This window comes from Chryseobacterium turcicum (assembly GCF_021010565.1).
Lineage (GTDB): Bacteria > Bacteroidota > Bacteroidia > Flavobacteriales > Weeksellaceae > Chryseobacterium > Chryseobacterium turcicum.
In genome coordinates, this window is record NZ_JAJNAY010000001.1 from 337,271 (window position 1) to 355,795 (window position 18,525).

At 33.0% G+C, this 18,525-nt stretch carries 25 protein-coding genes and 1 tRNA gene; 15 read left to right on the forward strand and 11 right to left on the reverse strand.

All coding sequences use genetic code 11. The features are described 5' to 3' along the window. Window positions 1-17 precede the first annotated feature (17 nt). The 5 genes from porD to LO744_RS01660 form a co-directional block, all read right to left on the reverse strand. On the reverse strand, window positions 18-917 hold the full coding sequence (gene porD / locus LO744_RS01640) for a type IX secretion system protein PorD (RefSeq protein WP_230666732.1): 900 nt from the start codon (window positions 915-917) through the stop codon (window positions 18-20). Window positions 918-955: 38 nt separating this feature from the next. Next, the gene (gene coaBC, locus LO744_RS01645) at window positions 956-2,158 is read right to left on the reverse strand and encodes a bifunctional phosphopantothenoylcysteine decarboxylase/phosphopantothenate--cysteine ligase CoaBC (protein WP_230666735.1); all 1,203 of its coding nucleotides are present in this window, start codon (window positions 2,156-2,158) and stop codon (window positions 956-958) included. 171 nt (window positions 2,159-2,329) lie between these two features. Next, a complete protein-coding gene (locus LO744_RS01650) occupies window positions 2,330-2,653 on the reverse strand; it encodes a DNA-directed RNA polymerase subunit omega (protein ID WP_066675352.1) in 324 nt (107 codons plus the stop codon). A 42-nt stretch (window positions 2,654-2,695) separates the two neighbouring features. Next, a complete protein-coding gene (locus tag LO744_RS01655) occupies window positions 2,696-3,691 on the reverse strand; it encodes an outer membrane protein assembly factor BamD (protein WP_230666737.1) in 996 nt (331 codons plus the stop codon). A 97-nt stretch (window positions 3,692-3,788) separates the two neighbouring features. Then, window positions 3,789-4,418 (reverse strand): TetR/AcrR family transcriptional regulator, encoded by a 630-nt coding sequence (locus LO744_RS01660; protein ID WP_230670448.1) that lies wholly within the window; start codon window positions 4,416-4,418, stop codon window positions 3,789-3,791. A 94-nt stretch (window positions 4,419-4,512) separates the two neighbouring features. On the opposite strand from LO744_RS01660, the gene LO744_RS01665 reads away from it, so the two are divergent. The 4 genes from LO744_RS01665 to LO744_RS01680 all read left to right on the forward strand — a co-directional run bounded on the left by LO744_RS01665 (window position 4,513) and on the right by LO744_RS01680 (window position 6,980). Then, entirely contained in the window at window positions 4,513-5,139 is a 627-nt protein-coding gene (locus LO744_RS01665) for a TatD family hydrolase (protein ID WP_230666739.1), read from the forward strand. Beyond that, on the forward strand, window positions 5,132-5,857 hold the full coding sequence (locus tag LO744_RS01670; protein WP_230666741.1) for a tRNA threonylcarbamoyladenosine dehydratase: 726 nt from the start codon (window positions 5,132-5,134) through the stop codon (window positions 5,855-5,857). The genes LO744_RS01665 and LO744_RS01670 overlap by 8 nt, the downstream gene beginning before the upstream one ends. Beyond that, on the forward strand, window positions 5,857-6,234 hold the full coding sequence (gene rnpA / locus LO744_RS01675; RefSeq protein ID WP_230666743.1) for a ribonuclease P protein component: 378 nt from the start codon (window positions 5,857-5,859) through the stop codon (window positions 6,232-6,234). The genes LO744_RS01670 and rnpA overlap by 1 nt, the downstream gene beginning before the upstream one ends. Before the next feature lie 134 nt (window positions 6,235-6,368). After that, window positions 6,369-6,980 carry a DUF4126 domain-containing protein gene (locus tag LO744_RS01680; protein ID WP_230670451.1) on the forward strand — a complete coding sequence of 204 codons (612 nt, stop codon included), beginning with the start codon at window positions 6,369-6,371 and terminating at the stop codon, window positions 6,978-6,980. 261 nt (window positions 6,981-7,241) lie between these two features. Here LO744_RS01680 and LO744_RS01685 read toward each other — a convergent pair whose 3' ends face one another. After that, the gene (locus LO744_RS01685) at window positions 7,242-7,991 is read right to left on the reverse strand and encodes a nitrilase-related carbon-nitrogen hydrolase (RefSeq protein WP_230666745.1); all 750 of its coding nucleotides are present in this window, start codon (window positions 7,989-7,991) and stop codon (window positions 7,242-7,244) included. A 99-nt stretch (window positions 7,992-8,090) separates the two neighbouring features. Here LO744_RS01685 and LO744_RS01690 point away from each other — a divergent pair, with 99 nt between their 5' ends. The 4 genes from LO744_RS01690 to LO744_RS01705 all read left to right on the forward strand — a co-directional run bounded on the left by LO744_RS01690 (window position 8,091) and on the right by LO744_RS01705 (window position 11,954). Further along, window positions 8,091-8,528, forward strand: coding sequence for a DUF6646 family protein (locus LO744_RS01690; RefSeq protein ID WP_230666747.1), 438 nt, complete (start codon window positions 8,091-8,093; stop codon window positions 8,526-8,528). A 105-nt stretch (window positions 8,529-8,633) separates the two neighbouring features. Further along, window positions 8,634-9,980, forward strand: coding sequence for an RIP metalloprotease RseP (rseP, locus tag LO744_RS01695; protein ID WP_230666749.1), 1,347 nt, complete (start codon window positions 8,634-8,636; stop codon window positions 9,978-9,980). 80 nt (window positions 9,981-10,060) lie between these two features. Next, a tRNA-Asn gene (locus tag LO744_RS01700) sits at window positions 10,061-10,134 on the forward strand. Between the two features lie 1,409 nt (window positions 10,135-11,543). After that, window positions 11,544-11,954 (forward strand): hypothetical protein, encoded by a 411-nt coding sequence (locus LO744_RS01705; RefSeq protein WP_230666751.1) that lies wholly within the window; start codon window positions 11,544-11,546, stop codon window positions 11,952-11,954. A gap of 251 nt (window positions 11,955-12,205) precedes the next feature. Here LO744_RS01705 and LO744_RS01710 read toward each other — a convergent pair whose 3' ends face one another. The 3 genes from LO744_RS01710 to LO744_RS01720 all read right to left on the reverse strand — a co-directional run bounded on the left by LO744_RS01710 (window position 12,206) and on the right by LO744_RS01720 (window position 13,757). After that, window positions 12,206-12,775 (reverse strand): hypothetical protein, encoded by a 570-nt coding sequence (locus LO744_RS01710; RefSeq protein WP_230666753.1) that lies wholly within the window; start codon window positions 12,773-12,775, stop codon window positions 12,206-12,208. 51 nt (window positions 12,776-12,826) lie between these two features. Next, on the reverse strand, window positions 12,827-13,366 hold the full coding sequence (locus LO744_RS01715; protein ID WP_230666755.1) for a hypothetical protein: 540 nt from the start codon (window positions 13,364-13,366) through the stop codon (window positions 12,827-12,829). Between the two features lie 103 nt (window positions 13,367-13,469). Beyond that, on the reverse strand, window positions 13,470-13,757 hold the full coding sequence (locus tag LO744_RS01720; protein ID WP_230666758.1) for a helix-turn-helix transcriptional regulator: 288 nt from the start codon (window positions 13,755-13,757) through the stop codon (window positions 13,470-13,472). 163 nt (window positions 13,758-13,920) lie between these two features. Here LO744_RS01720 and LO744_RS01725 point away from each other — a divergent pair, with 163 nt between their 5' ends. The 7 genes from LO744_RS01725 to LO744_RS01755 all read left to right on the forward strand — a co-directional run bounded on the left by LO744_RS01725 (window position 13,921) and on the right by LO744_RS01755 (window position 17,134). After that, window positions 13,921-14,586 carry an SH3 beta-barrel fold-containing protein gene (locus tag LO744_RS01725; protein WP_230666760.1) on the forward strand — a complete coding sequence of 222 codons (666 nt, stop codon included), beginning with the start codon at window positions 13,921-13,923 and terminating at the stop codon, window positions 14,584-14,586. A gap of 2 nt (window positions 14,587-14,588) precedes the next feature. After that, complete coding sequence (locus tag LO744_RS01730) at window positions 14,589-14,828, forward strand: hypothetical protein (protein ID WP_230666762.1); 240 nt, start codon at window positions 14,589-14,591, stop codon at window positions 14,826-14,828. Window positions 14,829-14,840: 12 nt separating this feature from the next. Next, a complete protein-coding gene (locus LO744_RS01735; RefSeq protein ID WP_230666764.1) occupies window positions 14,841-15,320 on the forward strand; it encodes a hypothetical protein in 480 nt (159 codons plus the stop codon). After that, complete coding sequence (locus tag LO744_RS01740; RefSeq protein ID WP_230666766.1) at window positions 15,320-15,613, forward strand: hypothetical protein; 294 nt, start codon at window positions 15,320-15,322, stop codon at window positions 15,611-15,613. Before LO744_RS01735 ends, LO744_RS01740 begins: the two co-directional genes overlap by 1 nt. Continuing rightward, window positions 15,573-15,944 (forward strand): hypothetical protein, encoded by a 372-nt coding sequence (locus LO744_RS01745; protein ID WP_230666768.1) that lies wholly within the window; start codon window positions 15,573-15,575, stop codon window positions 15,942-15,944. Before LO744_RS01740 ends, LO744_RS01745 begins: the two co-directional genes overlap by 41 nt. Window positions 15,945-16,049: 105 nt before the next feature. Continuing rightward, window positions 16,050-16,457 carry a hypothetical protein gene (locus LO744_RS01750; RefSeq protein WP_230666770.1) on the forward strand — a complete coding sequence of 136 codons (408 nt, stop codon included), beginning with the start codon at window positions 16,050-16,052 and terminating at the stop codon, window positions 16,455-16,457. Window positions 16,458-16,477: 20 nt separating this feature from the next. Next, window positions 16,478-17,134: a hypothetical protein gene (locus tag LO744_RS01755; RefSeq protein WP_230666772.1), complete on the forward strand. Its 657-nt coding sequence runs from the start codon at window positions 16,478-16,480 to the stop codon at window positions 17,132-17,134. Window positions 17,135-17,690: 556 nt separating this feature from the next. Here the strand turns inward: LO744_RS01755 and LO744_RS01760 are convergent. Both LO744_RS01760 and LO744_RS01765 read right to left on the reverse strand, forming a co-directional pair. Then, complete coding sequence (locus tag LO744_RS01760) at window positions 17,691-18,269, reverse strand: hypothetical protein (protein ID WP_230666774.1); 579 nt, start codon at window positions 18,267-18,269, stop codon at window positions 17,691-17,693. 4 nt (window positions 18,270-18,273) lie between these two features. Continuing rightward, complete coding sequence (locus LO744_RS01765; RefSeq protein ID WP_230666776.1) at window positions 18,274-18,525, reverse strand: hypothetical protein; 252 nt, start codon at window positions 18,523-18,525, stop codon at window positions 18,274-18,276.

The following is an 18,525-nucleotide window of genomic DNA, read 5'->3' on the forward strand; positions in this document are numbered from 1 at the left end:
TTAAAAAATTAAAACCCCTACTTCCATTTATTCCACTTAGATTCGGTATTCTTTGGAGAGAAAATAATCATCTGCTGTTTCAAAGTCCCGATGTTTATGGGTCCATTATTTCCAGAATTGAAAATATTGAATATCTCATCCGCTTTATTATCCATAAAAAGATTAAAGAAATAATTCTGCTGGAAAGAGTTTTCGTAGGTTTTCAGCTGTATTAAGGCATCAAAAATAATTTTCTTAGCTTGTGTTTGGTCTTGATTAAACAATCCGTCTAAACCAGCTCTGTGATACGTATAAATGGTAGAACGAAGTTGGCTCATATTAGGATTAAGAATTTCTCCAATTAAAATAGAACGGCTCCTAGGCTCATTAATCTGATTCCAACCTTCGTAATTTCTGTTTTGAGAATTTTGGGCAATCTGTTGTGCTTTTGAAAACCACTGAGTTCCACCCATTGACTGGAAGCTGTCTGCATCGTACCCTAAAATAACATAGACATAAAAACTGATGACATCAATTAAGTTTTTTCCCGAAAACTGTCTTTCGTTGAAAATAAGGTTTTCGTTTTCAACATATTCAAAAGCAAATCTGTTATCCTTAAGATTTAAAAGGGGAGATTCGTATGAACTGTTAAAAACAGGACGCACTGCCTGAATAACTATAGCGCCTTTATATTTGTTTCCGTCTCGTTCGCTGAGAACTATTGCAAAATTTGATTTTATTTTTTCAAAATTCTGAAGTTTTTTACCTGTCCAGCTTGTATTATTGATAAAATCTCTGAGACTTTTTTCCAAAGCTTTATAGACTTGTGTATTGCTTCCACCTAAGCTCTGAGAGTTTATCTGAACTGTCGCCAGAAGTTCCTGGGAAAAACTGAAATTGAATACAACGAGAAAAAAGAGTATGATTATTTTTTTCATTTGACAAATTAAAAGTTGAAAACGGAAATTTATAACATTTATTTTAAAAATTGAGCTTCAATACAATCGAGAATATCTTTAGCGACATTTTCTTTTGATTTTAAATCAAATTCCATTTTTTCTGTTGGTGTGAAAATCTTTATTTTGTTGGTGTCGTTTTTAAATCCAGCCCCTTCATCACGGAGTGAATTTAGAACAATCATATCCAGATTTTTCTTGGCGAGTTTTCCTTTAGCATTTTCTTCCTCATTTTGAGTTTCCAAAGCAAATCCTACCAAAAACTGATGCGATTTTTTCTCACCCATTGTTTTCAGAATATCTGGGTTTTTGATTAATTCAATCGTAAAAGTATCTTCATTTTTTTTAATTTTTTCTGAAGCTATTACTTTCGGCGCATAATCTGCAACTGCAGCACTCGCAATCCCAATATCGATGGTTTCGTAATATTCAAAAACTTTATCGAGCATCTCTTTTGCTGACGTAACGCGGTGTAAATCTATATTTTCATGTTTCTGTTTCAAAGAGCTAGGTCCTGAAATAAGAATCACTTTTGCACCTCTTTTTGCTGCTTCTTCGGCTAATGAAAAGCCCATTTTTCCTGAAGAATGGTTTCCTATAAAACGAACAGGGTCAATGGCTTCATACGTCGGTCCAGCTGTGATTAGTACTGTTTTTCCTTGTAGACATTTTTTTTTGTCAGAATTAAAGAACTCCTCTAATGTTGTTACGATGGTTTCGGGCTCTGCCATTCTTCCCTGGCCGACTAATCCACTTGCCAATTCTCCACTTTCGGCGGGAATTACAGTGTGGCCAAATTCTTCAGCAAGCTTAAGGTTATTTTTGGTTGAAGGATGTTGATACATGTCTAAATCCATTGCTGGAGCAATAAATACCGGGCATTTTGCCGACAGGTATGTTGCAATCAAGAGATTGTCACAAATCCCGTGAATCATTTTTGCTAAAGTATTGGCTGTACAAGGTGCTACAATCATTACATCTGCCCAAAGTCCCATTTCAACATGGCTGTTCCAGGTTCCATTATCACCGTAAAAATCACTGTAGACAGGTTTTTTGGAAAGGGTAGAAAGGCTTAGTTTGGTTACAAAATGTTCTGCATCAGGAGACATAATTACCTGAATTTCGGCTCCTTTTTTCACTAAATCTCGGATGAGGAAATGAATTTTATAAGCTGCTATTCCGCCAGAAACGGCAATCAGAATCTTTTTCCCTGAAATACTCATGTAGATTTTTTTAAAGGACTAATTTACTGATTTTTTCAAGAATGTCTTTATCTTAATGGTCTGCATTTTATCTGCCATTAAGAATTTAAGCAGAAACGATATATACAAACAACAAAAATCATAGAAGAAACGAATCTTCTATGATTTTATATTTTATAAGAATGAAATTTATTATTTTCTTTCTTCAGTCTTTCTGAAATAAATATCACCGTCTAACCATTCTTGGATAGCGATAGATGTTGGCTTTGGAAGCTTCTCGTAATGTTTTGAAATTTCGATTTGTTCTCTGTTTTCGAAAACTTCTTCCAAAGTAGAGTTGTGAACAGCAAATTCGTCTAATTTATTGTGTAATTCAGTACGGATTTCTGCATTGATTTGTTCTGCTCTTTTCCCCATGATCACAATAGCTTCATAGATTGAACCTACTTTATCTTCAATCTTATCTTTATCGTAAGTAATAGTATTTACTTCTGCTTTTGTATCTTTTACGCTCATTTTGAGAAAATTATTTTAATTATAAGATGGCAAATTTACGAATTATCTTTGGATTTTGAAAGTCGCCGCAGGAGGAGGTGTGTGTAACGCCGCACTGTCTCTCTGAATCTGCATTGCTTTCTTCTCGTTAGCGATTTGTTCTTTAAATTGCTGCTCTATTTTACTCTGTTCTGCAAGCTTAGCGGCAATTTTTTTCTGCTTTGCCGTAAGTATTGCCATTTTTTCTTCCATTTGTTTCTTAGCGACAACAAAATCTTTTTTCTCTTTTTCGAGTTTTTGTCTTAAATCTAAAGCCGTTTTAGAATATTCTGTATCTGGAAGTTCTTTTTCGACCTGTTTGGTAAAAGCCAATGCACTTTCGATACGCTCGCCTTTTAGTTCATAATTTGAACCTACAGCTAAATTATAACGTGCTTTCATCATGTAATCGTAGATTTTCGGACGAAGCTTTGTACTTGGGAAATCATCCAAAACATTTTCAAAAGTAGTTACAGTTGCTTTGTAATCTCCCATTTTGAAATATTGCTTAGCATTTTCGAAAGCCTTGAATTCTAATTTATAAGAAAGCTCATCAATCATTGTGTTGATGTTTTTTGATCTTTCAGAATTAGGATACGCGTTCAAAAATTCCTGAAGCTCATTAATTGCCAATTCTGTACTCGTTTGATCTAAGTTATAATCCATAGATCCATTGTAGTAACATAATGCAGACATATAAGCCGCCTCTTCTTTTCTGTTATCCTGAGGGAAACTTACCGAGAAGTTTTTAAACTGATTTCCTGCCAGTCTATAGTTTTTATCATAATAATTGGCATATGCAGAATTGAAAACCACATTGGGCGCATCATCTGTACCTGCTACCAAATTTGGAAGTCTGTCATAAAGTGCCAATGCGTTTTTCCATTTCTTTTTAGCAAAATTTTCGTTTGCAGCTTTAAGAATAAAGTTTTTGTCTGCACTTCTCAGCGCTTTTTCCTGCTGACTTTTGCATGATGCTAAAACAGCAATAGCGAAAATACCTAAAATATACTTTTTCATATAAAATGTAACAGTTTTCGGGTTTACCGACCTATTAATTTGCAAAAATATAACTTTTTTGCTAAAAGATTTTTTTTTATGATTATTTAACGTAAAATTAGTCTGCTGAGTAGCCCAAAACAGCAAAAGTATTCATTAAAAGATTCATTCTTACCTTTTTTTCAGCTTCTTTGGTGTATGATTCATCATCTTTGTGAGGTACATACAGTTCATAGAAATTCTTATTTCTGATGACAAATAAAGTAGAACCAATAATGGTTGTAAGAATATCCTCAGGTTTTGGTGTAAAGGTGAAAACTCCCGAAGTAACTCCTTTTTTGATGACTTCATCAAGTTTTTTTACAAAAAGCTGATAAAAATCTAGAAGTTCATCCTTAAGATTTTCTGTGTGTCGAAGTTCCTGTGTAACAAAACCATGGAAATAATTGTATCTGAAAAGTTGGCTTACGATATATTTTATCATTTCTTTCATCTGCATTTCTGGTCTGCCGTCTTTTATGGTATCAGCAAATTCTGAAAAATTTTCTCTTGTTTTTAGTACCCGATATTGATAAAGATAAGACATCATTTTTTCTTTAGAACCAAAATAATAAGAAATCATAGCCACATTGATGTTAGCCTTGGTGCAAATATCTCGTACAGATGTTCCCTCATATCCCTTCTTAGCGATAAGTTCTTCGGCAATATCAAGAATATGAATCTGTTTCTCAGAAAACTTTTTTCCCATAATCACGTTTTCAGTAAAGTTAAGACTTTTTAACATATCAGTAAACAGTTGTTTAAGAATTTTAATTCTTGCCTTAATTGTAGTATTTTTGAATATGGATTTTTTTGATTTTCATCATCATAAAAAAAATATAAGCCACGGAATTTACAATCTAGAATACGATGAAGCTTTACCGGAATTTCTTTATTCCATAGGAATTCATCCTCAAGATATTCAGTTGGAGAATATTGACAATCAATTTAATTGGTTGAATTCTAATATTGTTGAAAACTGTTTTGCAATTGGTGAATGTGGTCTTGATGGTTTGATTTCTATCGAACCAAAAATACAGGAACAGGTTTTTAAAAAGCAAATTGAAATTTCTAATGAGTTTAAAAAGCCTTTGATTATTCATTGTGTAAGAAAATTTTATGAAGTAATTTCTTTCAAGAAAATGGCAAATCAACCGATGATTATTCACGGATTTAACAAAAAACAGAGCATTGCTGATGATTTGCTTAAAAATAAATTTTATTTGAGTTTTGGAAAAGCTGTTTTGTATAATCTATCTTTGCAGAATGTTTTAAAGACAACTCCTTTAGAAAAAATATTTCTGGAAACTGATAATGAGGATTTTAATATTCAAGAGTTATATCTAAAAGTTTCAGAATTGAAAGGGATTTCTTTAGAAAAACTTAATGTACAGATTTTAGAAAATTTAGAAACGATTCAGCATGGATAAAGTTTGGCTTGAAAGAACAGAATTACTGATAAAAGAAGAAGGTGTTGAAAAATTAAACAAAGCAGCTGTTTTGGTTGTGGGTTTGGGTGGAGTAGGTTCTTTTGCCGCTGAGTTTTTAGCCAGATCCGGTGTCGGGAAAATGACAATTGTAGATGGTGATACTGTAGATATTACGAATATTAACAGGCAGCTTCCTGCTCTGCATTCTACTGTAGGAAAACATAAAGTAGATGTTGTTGCAGAAAGATTGATGGATATCAATCCGAATCTTGAGTTGATAAAAGTGAATGAATTTTTAAATCCTGAAAGAATGGCAGAAATTCTAGATGGTGGAAATTTCGATTATATATTAGATTGTATTGATAGCGTTAGCCCGAAAGTATCATTAATTATTGCGGCAAGACGCAGAAAAATAAAAATTGTAAGCTCGATGGGAGCCGGCGGAAAATCTGATCCTTCTAAAGTTATCGTTCGAGATATTCACAAAACTCAGCATTGTCATCTTGCAAGAGAAGTCAGAAAAAGACTTAAAAAAGAAAAAATTGATAAAGGAATACGTTGTGTGTTTTCAGATGAAATTCAGGATGAAGATAGCTTGAAAATGACCGATGGAACCAATTATAAAAGATCTTTTTATGGAACCATCAGTTTTCTTCCTGCAATTTTTGGACTGTACGCTGCTGCAGAAGTTATCAACCACTTACTGAAGAAAGATTAATGTCAGATTTTAAATATCCAAAACAAGAAAAGCTCAAAAAAGATACCGAGATTACTTTACTTTTTGCAAAAGGTAAATGGAGAAGTTGCGGAAATTTGCGAATTATCATTCTTAAAAACCATCAGGATTTACAAAATGAAAATGTAAAACTAGGAGTTTCGGTTTCTAAAAGATATTTTAAAAAAGCGGTGCACAGAAATCGTATAAAAAGACTTTTGAGAGAATGCTACCGTTTAAATAAAGACCTTTTTAAAGCAAGTTTTGGTGAAAAAACTATCGCTATGATGTTTTGGGTTTCGAATGAGCTTCCTGAAAAATTTCAGGTGGTAGAGGCAGAATTTATCAAGCTTTGTGAAGCTCAGAAAAAACAGCAATAAGATTTGCAATTAATCATTTTATTGTTACTATGAATATTGCGATTCTTTGGAGTGCAATTTTTTTTGTTTGAATAAACTGTAATTAGTTATCGATGTGCGTATTTTTTGTAGCTTTAAACAAACAATTGATGACCATGCTAGACCAAATTCCTTATCTTCCCTATGTTCTGAGTGCATTTATCGGAATCGGACTTGCTGCGGCAACCGGTTTTAGAGTATTTTTACCAATGTTTGCGGTGAGTTTAGCTTCTTATTTTCAATGGATTCCCATGAATGAAAGTTTTGAATGGCTTTCCGGTCTTCCGGCGTTAATTACCACAGGAATTGCCACTTTAGCAGAAATTTTAGCCTATTATATTCCAATTGTTGACCATTTACTCGATACCGTTTCTGTTCCGATGGCAACGATTGCAGGTTCTGTACTTTTTGCGAGTCAGTTTGCTGATTTAGGAACGTTTCCACAATGGGGATTGGCTTTGATCGCAGGAGGTGGAACTGCAGCAACAATCAGTTCGGGGTTTGCAGGAATTCGAGCTGCTTCTACTGCAACAACCGGAGGTTTGGGAAATCCTGTTGTAGGAACTACCGAAACAGCAGGTGCCGGGATTATGACTGTTTTGGCAATGGTTGCTCCGGTAATAGCAGCTTTTCTGGCAATTTTGATTGTAATTGCTGTGGTGATTTTAGCTAGAAAGGCTTTGAAGAAATTACGAAAACGAAAGGAAGTCTCGAATAGTAAGGTTTAAAAGTGATTAGATTTAAATGAAGATAGTTTATCTCGCTGATTTTGCTGATTGAGCAGATTTTTTTTTCTTTTTTATGTAAATCCGTTTTCACTAATATTCGATAATTTAACGCAAAGGCAAACAAAGAATATTAAAATTTGACTGTTTTACAAACTAAAGGGCGTAAACTTAGCAAAGAAATACAAAAAGATATAGAATATGAGAAATTGCGGACAAGCATTTCTTTTTATCTTCTTAATCTGCGAGAAATAAAACATCACATTATTTAATTTCAAAACAATCTCTATCATTCAAAAACTGAAAATGATTTCTGAAATCTTTAAGCTCTTCTAAATTTAACTCTGCTGAAACCAGATTTCCATTCTTCTGAGAAATTTCTTTGCCATCTGCAAAAAAACAATGGGAACTTTCCTTGTAAAAAAGATCATTTCCATCGGTTCCTATTCTGTTTAAACCGAATACATATGACAGATTCTCAATAGCTCTTGCTTTCAGTAAATGTTCCCAGGCTCCAACTCTTTTTTCCGGCCAGTTGGCAACATATAAAATAGCGTCATAGTCATCATTGTTTCTCGCAAAAACCGGAAATCTCAAATCATAGCAAACCTGCAACAGAAACCGAATTCCAAGATGTTCTACAATAGCTCTTTCTTTTCCCGGGGTATAGATTTTATCTTCACCTGAAAAGGAAAATAAATGCCGTTTATCATAAAATGTTACTTCAGAATTGGGTTTCACAAAATACATTCTATTAAAAAACTGATTGTCAACTTTTATAGAAGCACTTCCCGAGAATGCTGCGTTTTTCTCTTTTGAAATTTTCTTTAAAAATGCTAAAGATTCTTCATTTTTATCTGAAACTTCAGCAGCATCCATGCAAAATCCTGTAGAAAACATTTCTGGGAGAAGAAATAAATCTGCTTCTTGATTTTGTAGTTGGTTTTCAATTAATTGAAAGTTTTCGTTTTTGTTTTTCCAGATGATATCCTGATTTAAGCCTATAATTTTCATATTTCTATTTCAAAACTTGTATAAAATTACTGTTTTTAAATGGTTTCGGTTTTATATTTGCTGCAAATTGTGATTAGTAATAATTTAAAATTAAAGTCTATGAAGAAATTGGTTTTTATGTTGATGGTTTTTACCGGAGTGGCAGTCAGTGCACAAGCTTATACGGGAAAAGGCGACCAGAAAGTTAATTTAGGATTCAATGCATGGGGGTATGGTACTGGGATTTCCGCAACTTATGATTATGGTTTAAACCAACTTATATCTGTCGGAGCTGGTGCAAATGCTTATTTTGATGGTTACAAAGACAACAATAAAGACAATAGGGTTTTTATATTTGGAAGGGTTAATTTCCATTTAAGGGAAGCTTTAGAACTGCCTGAAAAATTAGATATTTATCCTGGAGTTGATTTGGGAGTGCTCGGAAGAGACTTTGGCATTGGTGCTCACATTGGCGCTAGATATTTCTTTACAGAAAAAGTGGGTGTTTTCGCAGAGGTGGGAAATAACGGAAGTCTGGGAGTTTCTTTCAATTTTTAAAAATTAGCCATAATATATGACAAAGCTTCTCATTTAGAGGAGTTTTTTTGTTTGGCATCCTTTTGATAATTATTACCTTTGCAAATTAAAATCTAAAAACAATTAATGGAATTAGCAATTAAGATCTTTCAATTTATATTAAGCATCTCTATCTTAGTAATTCTTCACGAGCTTGGGCATTTCTTACCCGCAAAATACTTTAAAACCAAAGTAGAAAAATTTTATCTTTTCTTCGACCCTTATTTTTCTATCGTAAAGAAAAAAATCGGTGAAACTGAATACGGAATTGGATGGCTTCCTTTTGGAGGTTATGTGAAAATTGCCGGAATGGTAGACGAAAGTATGGATACTGAGCAATTGAAGCAACCTGCACAACCGTGGGAATTCAGAGCTAAACCGGCTTGGCAGAGATTGATCATTATGATGGGTGGAGTTACCGTAAACTTCTTCTTGGCTTGGATTATTTACGGATGTCTTTCTTTCTTTAATGGAGAGACTTCTTTTGATACTGCTAAGGTCAATGCTCCGATGAATTATACGAGTGTTGCTAAAGGAATGGGTTTTCAGGATGGAGATAAAATCTTGAAGGTTGACGGAAAAACTCAGAATAATCTTGATAAACTAGCCTTAGACGTTCTTTTGAGTGACGAAATTACTGTTTTGAGAAACGGAAAAGAAGTGACTTTCCCTACGAATGATGATGGTAAAGCAATGGCTTTCAAAGATGAAAATCCTAGAGCATTTCTTACGCCAAGATTTCCTGCGGTAATTGATTCTATTTTTAATCCTAAAACGGCGCAAGCTGGTTTAAAGGTAGGTGACCAAGTGGTTGCTGTCGATGGAAAGAAAATTTCTTATTATGATGAATTTCAGGAGACAGTAAGAAACAACGCTGGAAAAGACCTTAAAGTAGACGTAATGAGAGGTGATGCAATTCAGCCGCTTGTTTTATCGGTATCTAAAGAAGGAACTTTAGGTTTGGCTTCTTATAAGCAATTGACTAAATTCTATGAAACAAAACATTTTACTTTTATAGAATCTATCGGAAGAGGTTTCACAAGAAGCATTGAGAGTTTGACTTACCAAGTGAAACAGTTTAAATTAATCTTCAACAAAAAAGTACAAGGATATAAAAAAGTTGGTGGGCCATTGGCAATCATCAAAAATATGCCTGTTGATAAAGCAAATGATGGAAGCGTATCTATCGACTGGACGGCTTTCTGGAGCTTTACGGCAATGTTCTCTGTTTGGTTAGCGTTCTTAAACTTAATTCCAATCCCGGGATTAGATGGTGGTCACGTTATTTTTACGTTGTATGAAATGATTGTTGGTAAACCAGTTCCGCAGAAAGTTTTAGAAAATGCTCAAATGGTTGGGGTTATCTTCCTGTTAGGCTTAATGTTACTGATTTTTGGAGCAGACATATTTAAAATTATCACCAATAAATTTTAAAATTTTTGAAAAAATAAATAAAAAAACTTGCGTGGTTCAAATATCAATCCTATATTTGCACCACTCTAAAAGAGGAACATTCCTCCTTAGCTCAGTTGGTTAGAGCATCTGACTGTTAATCAGAGGGTCCTTGGTTCGAGCCCAAGAGGAGGAGCCTGATAATCAAACACTTATAGAAATATAGGTGTTTTTTTATTTTACTACTTACAACAAATTAACAACAAACATTACTGGATAATCTTAGATACACAATTATTAAAATATAATTGAGCTTTTTGAACCTTTGAACCTTTTAAATACTAACAGCTTCATTATTAGCATTTAACGAATGTTTCAAAAGTTCATTTAAGTTCAAAAGGTTCATTCATTACGTTTGCTTCATCAAAAACCTAAGCAAGTTCATAAAAACGGATTTCCGTTACTTTTAAATATACGAATTTGGTACATTTTGATAAACCTGCAAATCTGCACTTTTATAATATCGTTTTTGGCGACATTTAAACACACGGGATTCCGGGTATTTAGTTTTCCATAAAGTTGTGGGAAACCTGCTCCACATAATTGTGGCTGAGGTTGTTCATAACTCTATTATTAACCTCATCAAATACGACTGTCCAAAATTGGACAAACGTTTGCTTGCCCAAAATGGCAAGCATTCTTTTAGCTCGTCCAATTCGTCCGATTTTGACCTGCTACGAATAATTTTCGTAGTAGCTTTTTAGGCGTTCAGTTCGTTCGATTCTGATAATATCTAAATGGTGAGAATTCAGCCTATTTAAAAAATGTTGTAAGTGATGTTGTAAATATTTTCTGAATATTATAATCTTCAAAATTATGATAATGAAGAAAATTAGATTCACTCCTCTCAATGACGACTGATTTACGCGCGCGTATGGACTCCGATAATTCAACGAGGAAAATTCTTCCTTTTTTTATTTTACTCCGGATTGATAAAAATATCAAAACGATCATTGCGCGCGTAGTGACTGCCCAAAAACCTTCAATATCCCATAAATACGGAAATATCCGCTTTTATGAAATCTCATTCACGCGCATACGTGTAGTGATAGGTAAAAAATCTCTGAACGGTAATAAAATCAGGATTCCTCACACATGCATAATGACTTCCAAAAAATCGGATGAAACCTAATAAACATTCGATTTCCTTCGCACGCGTTGTGACCTCGAAAAAATCTTGCCGACCCTGATAAAACAAGGAAATCATGTATTCATACAAAAGTGGCATTTACGCGCACGTTATGACCTGAATAAAATCTTCACAGCATCATTTCGCGCGCGTACGTTGTGATATGGAAAAAATCTTCAGAGCTTTATTTTAACCGGTTCCATACATGTAAGAAAACTTACTTTTATCTCGCGTGTATTGTGACTTCCAAAAAATCTAAAGAAGTACCATAAATACGGGAAAAGTCGTTTTTATGAAATAGGTGTTTTCAAGGATGCTCGCGCCTGCGTGTATGACCTCCCAAAAACCTTTAGAATGCACTGAGCGCAATTTTGCTTTCAGTGTGCTAAATCTCTTTTTAATTGTATTTTTGCTGTATGGATATATTAATAACAAAAGAATCAATGCAGAAGATTAAGACAACCGTTTTATCTGAACTGCCATTAAATGATGATCGAAAATCTTTTCTGGATAGTAGATTAACAATTGATAATCTTTTTATTTCCCTAAATAGTTTTACTACAAATCAAGAATATAACGCAAACTTATTTGTAGAGCTTAATTCGCCTGATTTTGGCACTGCTGAAGGATTTGTGAAATACGCAAATAATCGAATCGTATTAGCTGCAATGGCTGAAACTGTTGAAGCTGATAAAGAAATGAGGCTATCTCTTAATGGTCTATCAAATGAAGATCAAACAAATATTCTTATCGAGTTAAAAACAGATCCTGAAATCGATATCAAAAATTCTCTAATTTCCGATACATTAGAAGATAGATTGCTTTAATTCCAAAAAATTTTAGTAGCGAAAGAGGACAGCGGAAAATTCCGCTGTCCTAAATTTCTTTTTTATGGACTCTAAAAACCTATCATATCGATTCCTTAAAATTATGGAACCGGTTAAAGGGGTGTGCGGAAATATCCGCAGACTTATGTTCTTTTTATGGAGTCCGATAATTCAACCAAAGCTAATTTACTTCCGTTAAGAAGGTTTGGACATTTTTGTCCAGAAGTCCAAACATGGAGTCCGATAATTCTTTACTCATACTCTCTCCGGGATATTATTCCGTCATTAAACCATTTTTCATCCCTGATTTTTGCTGCTTTAAGTAATCTTGCGTATTTCTTTGTGGGAACGCCTTTGTAATGTGTTTTAAGATGCTTATTAAACATTACATTAAATGGGTATTCACTGAGGGCAAAATCATATTCTCTTTGCTGCTTAGAGTAGGTTTGTTTTTCATAAAAAAGATCAGGAAAAGCAGTTCTATGAGCAAAAACACCATTAAAAAGGTGCAATTTCCTGCCTGTTTTACCCGTTTTTGGGCAAATAAAGAACCATAAAAGACCATTTCCGAGGTTTGAAGGCTTAGAAATCAGCTCAATATTATAAGCTTTGCTCTCTCCGTTTCCTAAAACGTATGATATTTTTATCAATCCTGAAAACTCTCTCACAACAATTTCAAATCCGATAGATCCAGTTTTAGAACCGTTCACTTTGAAATTTAAAGTTCCAATATTATACGTATTCGGCAATAAAATTTTATTTGCAATCAAGCTTTTAATTGTCAACTGCTTTACGGTTTCAACTGTATCTGTAAATCTCATAGGTTATATTGAGCCTAAATTATTAAGGAACTTTGTATTTTATATTAACTATTACCATTCTTCGGACTTTGATAAATAATCTTTCAGATCAGTAACGAATTTATTTACGTTAGTGTTTGATACTTCAAAATAATTTTTCAGGGAAATCTTTCCTGTCTTATCAAATATTGATTTTCCAGAGAATGAGTTACCGCCGGTGAGATAAACTGCGCTGCTTGTCGGCTTGGTCGGGTCGAAATGATCTAATATAGGTTTAACCATTATTTTACCGTCCTTAAAATTCAATTCATAGACTATCATCATCAAAGACATAAGTGAGCCTCCTATTCTGGTGCCAGGTGCAGTGGTTCTGATTTTAATAAAAGAATATTCCACCTCATTTAATCCATCGCTTTTTAAATTCTCAAATTTTGTTTGAACAAAGATTTTAGTTTTATCAAATAGCTGCTTTTGGCTCATTTCCGGATATTCCAATACAATGTAATTTTTAGAATCATCATCTTTATTTACGAAGTTATTCGGAGTTAAAATAAATTCCTGAGCAATAGCCATATTAAAAGTAAACAGCGAAAGCAATAATAATTTTTTCATGTTACAAATTTTGCTCTAAAATAATGCTTTTCATTTACTGAGAATTACGGTTTTCTCCATCTGTGAAAAAAAAGTTCTTTTCGAGGCTACATTTTTCTACATTTCATACATTATCCGGATCGTCAACTATAATTTCACCAATATTTTTATAGGTTCCATCCTCTCTCTGAACGAATATTTTTTCAGATAGCTTCTTTTTAGTTGGAATGAATAAATCCCGAACATCTACATCTAATGTTTTCGCAATTGAAAGAAGTAATTCTTTTCGAGGCAAACTATCACCTTTTGTAAGATTTGTTATTGATGCCTCAGTAACATTTACCAATTCGGCTAATTTTTTACCGGTCATGTTTTTTTCTTTCAAAATTTCTCTAAGTCTTAAAATCTGCATGAATAAAGTGTTTGTTGTTGTGCAAAGATATAAAATTATAGTTAAAGTATAATTATTTTGAAAATAATTAAAGTTTTATTTGGTAGTTATTATAGTTTGTCTTACATTTGTATCAAAGAAAAGATAGTTACACTATAATTTAACAACTTAAAAGTAAGAAATAATGGCAACAATATCAACTTCAAGAGCAGAAAAAATCGCAAGAAACATTAACGCAATGGACGTGAATTTTAGCTACAGCGATGATATGAGAACTTACAGATTCTTTTCAAAATTAGAAAAGCAACTGAGAGAAATTCTTTCTACACTTTCTCAAGAAGATAAATTAATGATCGCTCAATTATGTAACGATGCTGAAGCCGCATTTTTCGGACTTAACAAAGAAGAATTAACAAAAACAGAAGATATGAAAACACCTACTACATCATTCAGAAAAACAGTAATGCTTAGAGCTTACCACATTATGGCCACAACTGGTAAAGAATGGGCTATCTGTCTAAAGAAGGCTTGGCAACTTTACCGCCTCAACAAAGAAATGCACAAAGGCGAAGTTACTTTCTACTTTGAGAAAAAAGATGGTTCGCTTAGAAAAGCAGTAGGCAGTTTGAAAATGGATTCTATCAACTACGAATTTAAAACAGACAATCAGCCGAAAGTAACAACTTTTACATATTTCGATATCGAAGCAAATTCTTTCAGAAGTTTTAAAATTGAAAACTTCATGATGGTAGAGCAGCCGAGAACCCCAGAAGTGAAAGCAACTGCAGTTCTAAAGAAAACACCTGCGAAATTAATTAGAATCAGAAGAACACACCTTAAAAGCGCATAGAAATGGAAAAACACCAGTGTATTATTATTGAAATGCAGAACGGGGCTTATTTATCTTATCTCAAACTTTGTGAAAGTCTAAAAGAAGCCCCCAGAGCTGAAATATACGATCAGATAAACGATTGCAAAGACAGTAAAAAACTATATCAAATTACAGTCTTTATAGAGAATGAAAGAAAAGCATTCGAAAATAGAACGCCACCAAAACACGCAAATTTCTTCACTAAATTATTTAAACTTTAAAAATATAAGATCATGAATACAAATACATTACCTACAAATACAGCGACTCAAAAAAGATTAAGCGCATATCAAAGTGAAATCAAGCCAATTTATAATAATGCTCAATTCTCTTTCTCAATGTTGGTATTTTGTCAGCAATTAATTACTTCGCTTTATGATTGCAAGTTAACCACAAAAGCAGAATATGATCAGTTTATGGTTGATATGTTTTATTCTTCAAAAGCAATAGATGAAAATCTGCAATCAAAGTACATGACAGATTCAATAATTGAACTTACAATTTTACTTTCAGAAGCAAAAACGCTTTACGAAATGGGTTCACTCTCTTACAGCGAATATCTATCAATGTTTTTAACTGTTAAAGGCAAATTTCAACAGAAATTCAAGCTGTTATCAAAAACATACTTAGTCCACCTTAGTGAAATGAGCAAGGCTAATTCAAGTCGTATTAATAAACTACGGGCATCTTTTGCCACACTAAACGATAACTAATGAAAAAAGCTTCAAAAATATCTGAGTACAAAAGACTATCTGCAATTATTGAAGCGAATAAAAGCCATTACGATAACGATTTGATTGATTTAAAAGAGTATTACACAAATTTTATAACCGTTATTGAGTACATAGACTGGCTTTTAAGTAAAATCATTTTGTTTTACAATCGGTATGATGATATAGAAATATCTGTCCCGGCACTGCGTGAAATTATCAGCTCACTAAACGATCACCTAAATAAAATAAATCATGAATCAGACAAAAAATATCTCAAGAGAAGAAAGTATTGATATTATACATGATAATATTCTTTTTACAGCATTCAAAAGACAGCTAATTGATGTATCAAATTTAATAGGCGGCACGAATCAGCATAAAACCGAAATACTAAACATGACAGTATTTGAAACGCTTCTTTTTAAGATGATGACAAAAGATGAAATGATACAAAATTTAGAGAAGCAAATTTGCGAATTATTGAAAAAGGTTTTTGAAAAGCGGATCAACCTTTATTCATACAGTCAGATAATTAACATCGATCAGCTACAATTAGCAGAAGAGATATACAATGAATGGATAAAAGCCTTAACAACTTTTAGAAACAATCATAAAGCAGCTTAAAAACATTTTGCCCTTTGAACCTTCATAATAATTTTTTAATCAGTCTTGCAGGCGTTGAGAATAATAGAATTACAAAGGGCAATTTTAATCAAAAAATAAGAAATCATGACAGTTCAATTCACAACACATAGAGGCGATAAAGTAGCCTTAAAAATGGTTAATGGCAATCAGATCAAAGTTTCCCTTAAAAACACAAACACGTTTCTCAATGAGAGTGATCTTACAAAATTAGAACAATCGATTTATAAAATACAAAAGAATTTTGACGCCGTATATTTTGCTGATCTGCAGACTTGCCGACGTACGTATTCAAAAAAAGTAATAGAGAAGTTTTCAGATGAAAGACTTTTTTCATTAGCCAGGTTTAACGATAAAAATCCTCCATACTTTAAAACTTTCACTCTAAATCTAAGAACTGAATTATTTAAACGTCACGGATTACCGAAAGCAAATTACAAATTGACTTTTAAGCAGAAGTCATTTCTTTTTGCAAATGGACTCAAAAGAAACTAATAATCACTAAAATAAAACTTATGAATATTTTAATAGGCTGGTGCCAAGATTGCAAAGGCATCAAAATCGCAATGCCGGATTCGTATAAGAAGAATAGAGCAAGCTTTGAAATTATCGATGATTTAAAAGGCGATTGTGGCGATGATCTCACAACATCAAAGACAGTTTTTAATCGTATAAGCAAGCAAAATGATTTAATAATCAGAACAATGTCTCTCGATGAATTTTCAAAATGGAACGCGCATATTTGTGGCTGTACAAAGATTTGTAAAAAAGTAAAAACCTTTGATGATGCATGTTTGATTTTAGGCATCGAAAATACGATACCAGATTATTCATTTCTACCTCAATTAATAAAAGTTAGAATGATAGCCATGTATAAACTTATCATTGTCACAAAGGCATTAAATGAAGGTTGGGAACCTCAATATGAAAATCAAAAAAATTACTGCGCTTATTATCCAACCGGCTTTTATAATTCAGATCAAGAATTTCCTCATCATCATGAATTCGGGTGCGATGATTCTTATAAAATTTCAAACATAGATTATAACGGCGGTGTTCTGTTAATGTTTAAAGATTTTGGTCTGGCGGATTATGCAGGCGTACAATTTAGAGACTTATATTTGGATTTATATCAATACCCAGAATCATACTTGAATCGTTATCAAAAATAATCTATAAAACCCTTTTCAAGCGAGAAGGGTTTTTAATTTTTCCCATTCAGGACATAATTAAATACATATCATTTGTTATGTAACATATTTAGAAGTGGGATTTTAGCACTACTGAGTTTTTGATGAGGTATTCACCAAATTAGGTGAAAACTCTAATACGGGAAATTTCATACGTTCACCATAAGGGTGAACCCTGACTATAATTTGTCGGTCTTTTTGAACTTCTGAACCTTTATAGGCTTAAATGCATGAATAACAGTGTTTTAACAAAATTATAAAAGTTCAATTGATGTCAGAAGGTTCATTTGCAACTGTGGAGAACCTCAAATTCTATACGTGTAACTTTAGATTCACACATTTTCAAAATCAAATTAACAGTTTAATTTTCACGTTAGAAATTAACGTATTAGTTTAATTGTACAATTTTTTATGTACATTTTAGATGCACGGATTTACGGGTATGTAAAAACTACCCTTGCCCAATTTTGGGCAGGCGTAAATATTCCGACAATTATTTACAAAATAAAAACCTCCCATTTCTGAGAGGCTTAATAACTTAATTTGAATCGTATCTTAAATTATTGGGAACATAGGCAGTTCCATCAATATTAAAGCGAATTAACCACGCTGAGGTAACTTGACCGATCTTTGTATGCTTTCTCAAATCTTCTGAAAATTGGTTCAAATCTTCTGCTAATTTTAAATGTCGGTTGTAGAGTTCAATATCCTTTTCTTCGGAAATAAAATAACTGTGTAATCTTTCGATTTCTTCTTCAGCACCTTCTTTGACAAGTATCTTTCCTTTTTTGCAATATACGTATGGAGAAAATATTGTGTTTCTTAATCCAGGATACAACGTTGAGAATAAACCAATATCTTCAACCCACGAAATATGCTCTTCTAATTGCTCCTTTTTTCTGAGCTTTTCACTTCTGGTGGATGCAATTTTTTCAATTGTATTTTCTGAAAAAGCCGATTGAATAAGAGAATTTATTTCATCATCTGTGAGCTCAACTTCTTCCTCTTTCCATAGTTCAAGAATATCTGTCATTACTGTTACAGTTCTCGTAATATTACTTGTATCGTCTGCAATCTTTAGATTGTTTGATGCTATTTTGATTTTTTGTGATTTCATTATTTTATTTTTTGTTTTTTAAATAATCTTTAACGTCTTCAAGATTGATAAGTGATTTTACATCTTGATTTTCAGGGTTCGTGTTCTGATTATTTATTTCATTTTGAAATTCTGTTAAGGCTTCCGGATTGTCTGCGAAATGTTTCCGGATATTTTCCATCATTTCGTTTTTTGGTTCCGCGCCTGCTTCTTTTTTCGGTTCTGGCTTTGGCGGCCACTCATCGAGATTAATAAATTTTGAATAATCTGCAATCAT

What these genes read in the sequence shown, in the direction of transcription:
- LO744_RS01740 (WP_230666766.1), top strand. Translation starts at nt 15,320, where the DNA reads ATGAAAAAAGCTTCAAAAATATCTGAGTACAAAAGACTATCTGCAATT.
- coaBC (WP_230666735.1), bottom strand. Translation starts at nt 2,158, where the DNA reads ATGAGTATTTCAGGGAAAAAGATTCTGATTGCCGTTTCTGGCGGAATA.
- LO744_RS01690 (WP_230666747.1), top strand. Translation starts at nt 8,091, where the DNA reads ATGAAGAAATTGGTTTTTATGTTGATGGTTTTTACCGGAGTGGCAGTC.
- LO744_RS01725 (WP_230666760.1), top strand. Translation starts at nt 13,921, where the DNA reads ATGGCAACAATATCAACTTCAAGAGCAGAAAAAATCGCAAGAAACATT.
- LO744_RS01745 (WP_230666768.1), top strand. Translation starts at nt 15,573, where the DNA reads ATGAATCAGACAAAAAATATCTCAAGAGAAGAAAGTATTGATATTATA.
- LO744_RS01660 (WP_230670448.1), bottom strand. Translation starts at nt 4,418, where the DNA reads ATGGGAAAAAAGTTTTCTGAGAAACAGATTCATATTCTTGATATTGCC.
- rnpA (WP_230666743.1), top strand. Translation starts at nt 5,857, where the DNA reads ATGTCAGATTTTAAATATCCAAAACAAGAAAAGCTCAAAAAAGATACC.
- LO744_RS01665 (WP_230666739.1), top strand. Translation starts at nt 4,513, where the DNA reads ATGGATTTTTTTGATTTTCATCATCATAAAAAAAATATAAGCCACGGA.
- LO744_RS01755 (WP_230666772.1), top strand. Translation starts at nt 16,478, where the DNA reads ATGAATATTTTAATAGGCTGGTGCCAAGATTGCAAAGGCATCAAAATC.
- porD (WP_230666732.1), bottom strand. Translation starts at nt 917, where the DNA reads ATGAAAAAAATAATCATACTCTTTTTTCTCGTTGTATTCAATTTCAGT.
- LO744_RS01720 (WP_230666758.1), bottom strand. Translation starts at nt 13,757, where the DNA reads ATGCAGATTTTAAGACTTAGAGAAATTTTGAAAGAAAAAAACATGACC.
- LO744_RS01765 (WP_230666776.1), bottom strand. Translation starts at nt 18,525, where the DNA reads ATGATTGCAGATTATTCAAAATTTATTAATCTCGATGAGTGGCCGCCA.
- LO744_RS01760 (WP_230666774.1), bottom strand. Translation starts at nt 18,269, where the DNA reads ATGAAATCACAAAAAATCAAAATAGCATCAAACAATCTAAAGATTGCA.
- LO744_RS01655 (WP_230666737.1), bottom strand. Translation starts at nt 3,691, where the DNA reads ATGAAAAAGTATATTTTAGGTATTTTCGCTATTGCTGTTTTAGCATCA.
- LO744_RS01730 (WP_230666762.1), top strand. Translation starts at nt 14,589, where the DNA reads ATGGAAAAACACCAGTGTATTATTATTGAAATGCAGAACGGGGCTTAT.
- rseP (WP_230666749.1), top strand. Translation starts at nt 8,634, where the DNA reads ATGGAATTAGCAATTAAGATCTTTCAATTTATATTAAGCATCTCTATC.
- LO744_RS01735 (WP_230666764.1), top strand. Translation starts at nt 14,841, where the DNA reads ATGAATACAAATACATTACCTACAAATACAGCGACTCAAAAAAGATTA.
- LO744_RS01685 (WP_230666745.1), bottom strand. Translation starts at nt 7,991, where the DNA reads ATGAAAATTATAGGCTTAAATCAGGATATCATCTGGAAAAACAAAAAC.
- LO744_RS01750 (WP_230666770.1), top strand. Translation starts at nt 16,050, where the DNA reads ATGACAGTTCAATTCACAACACATAGAGGCGATAAAGTAGCCTTAAAA.
- LO744_RS01680 (WP_230670451.1), top strand. Translation starts at nt 6,369, where the DNA reads ATGCTAGACCAAATTCCTTATCTTCCCTATGTTCTGAGTGCATTTATC.
- LO744_RS01715 (WP_230666755.1), bottom strand. Translation starts at nt 13,366, where the DNA reads ATGAAAAAATTATTATTGCTTTCGCTGTTTACTTTTAATATGGCTATT.
- LO744_RS01705 (WP_230666751.1), top strand. Translation starts at nt 11,544, where the DNA reads ATGGATATATTAATAACAAAAGAATCAATGCAGAAGATTAAGACAACC.
- LO744_RS01670 (WP_230666741.1), top strand. Translation starts at nt 5,132, where the DNA reads ATGGATAAAGTTTGGCTTGAAAGAACAGAATTACTGATAAAAGAAGAA.
- LO744_RS01710 (WP_230666753.1), bottom strand. Translation starts at nt 12,775, where the DNA reads ATGAGATTTACAGATACAGTTGAAACCGTAAAGCAGTTGACAATTAAA.
- LO744_RS01650 (WP_066675352.1), bottom strand. Translation starts at nt 2,653, where the DNA reads ATGAGCGTAAAAGATACAAAAGCAGAAGTAAATACTATTACTTACGAT.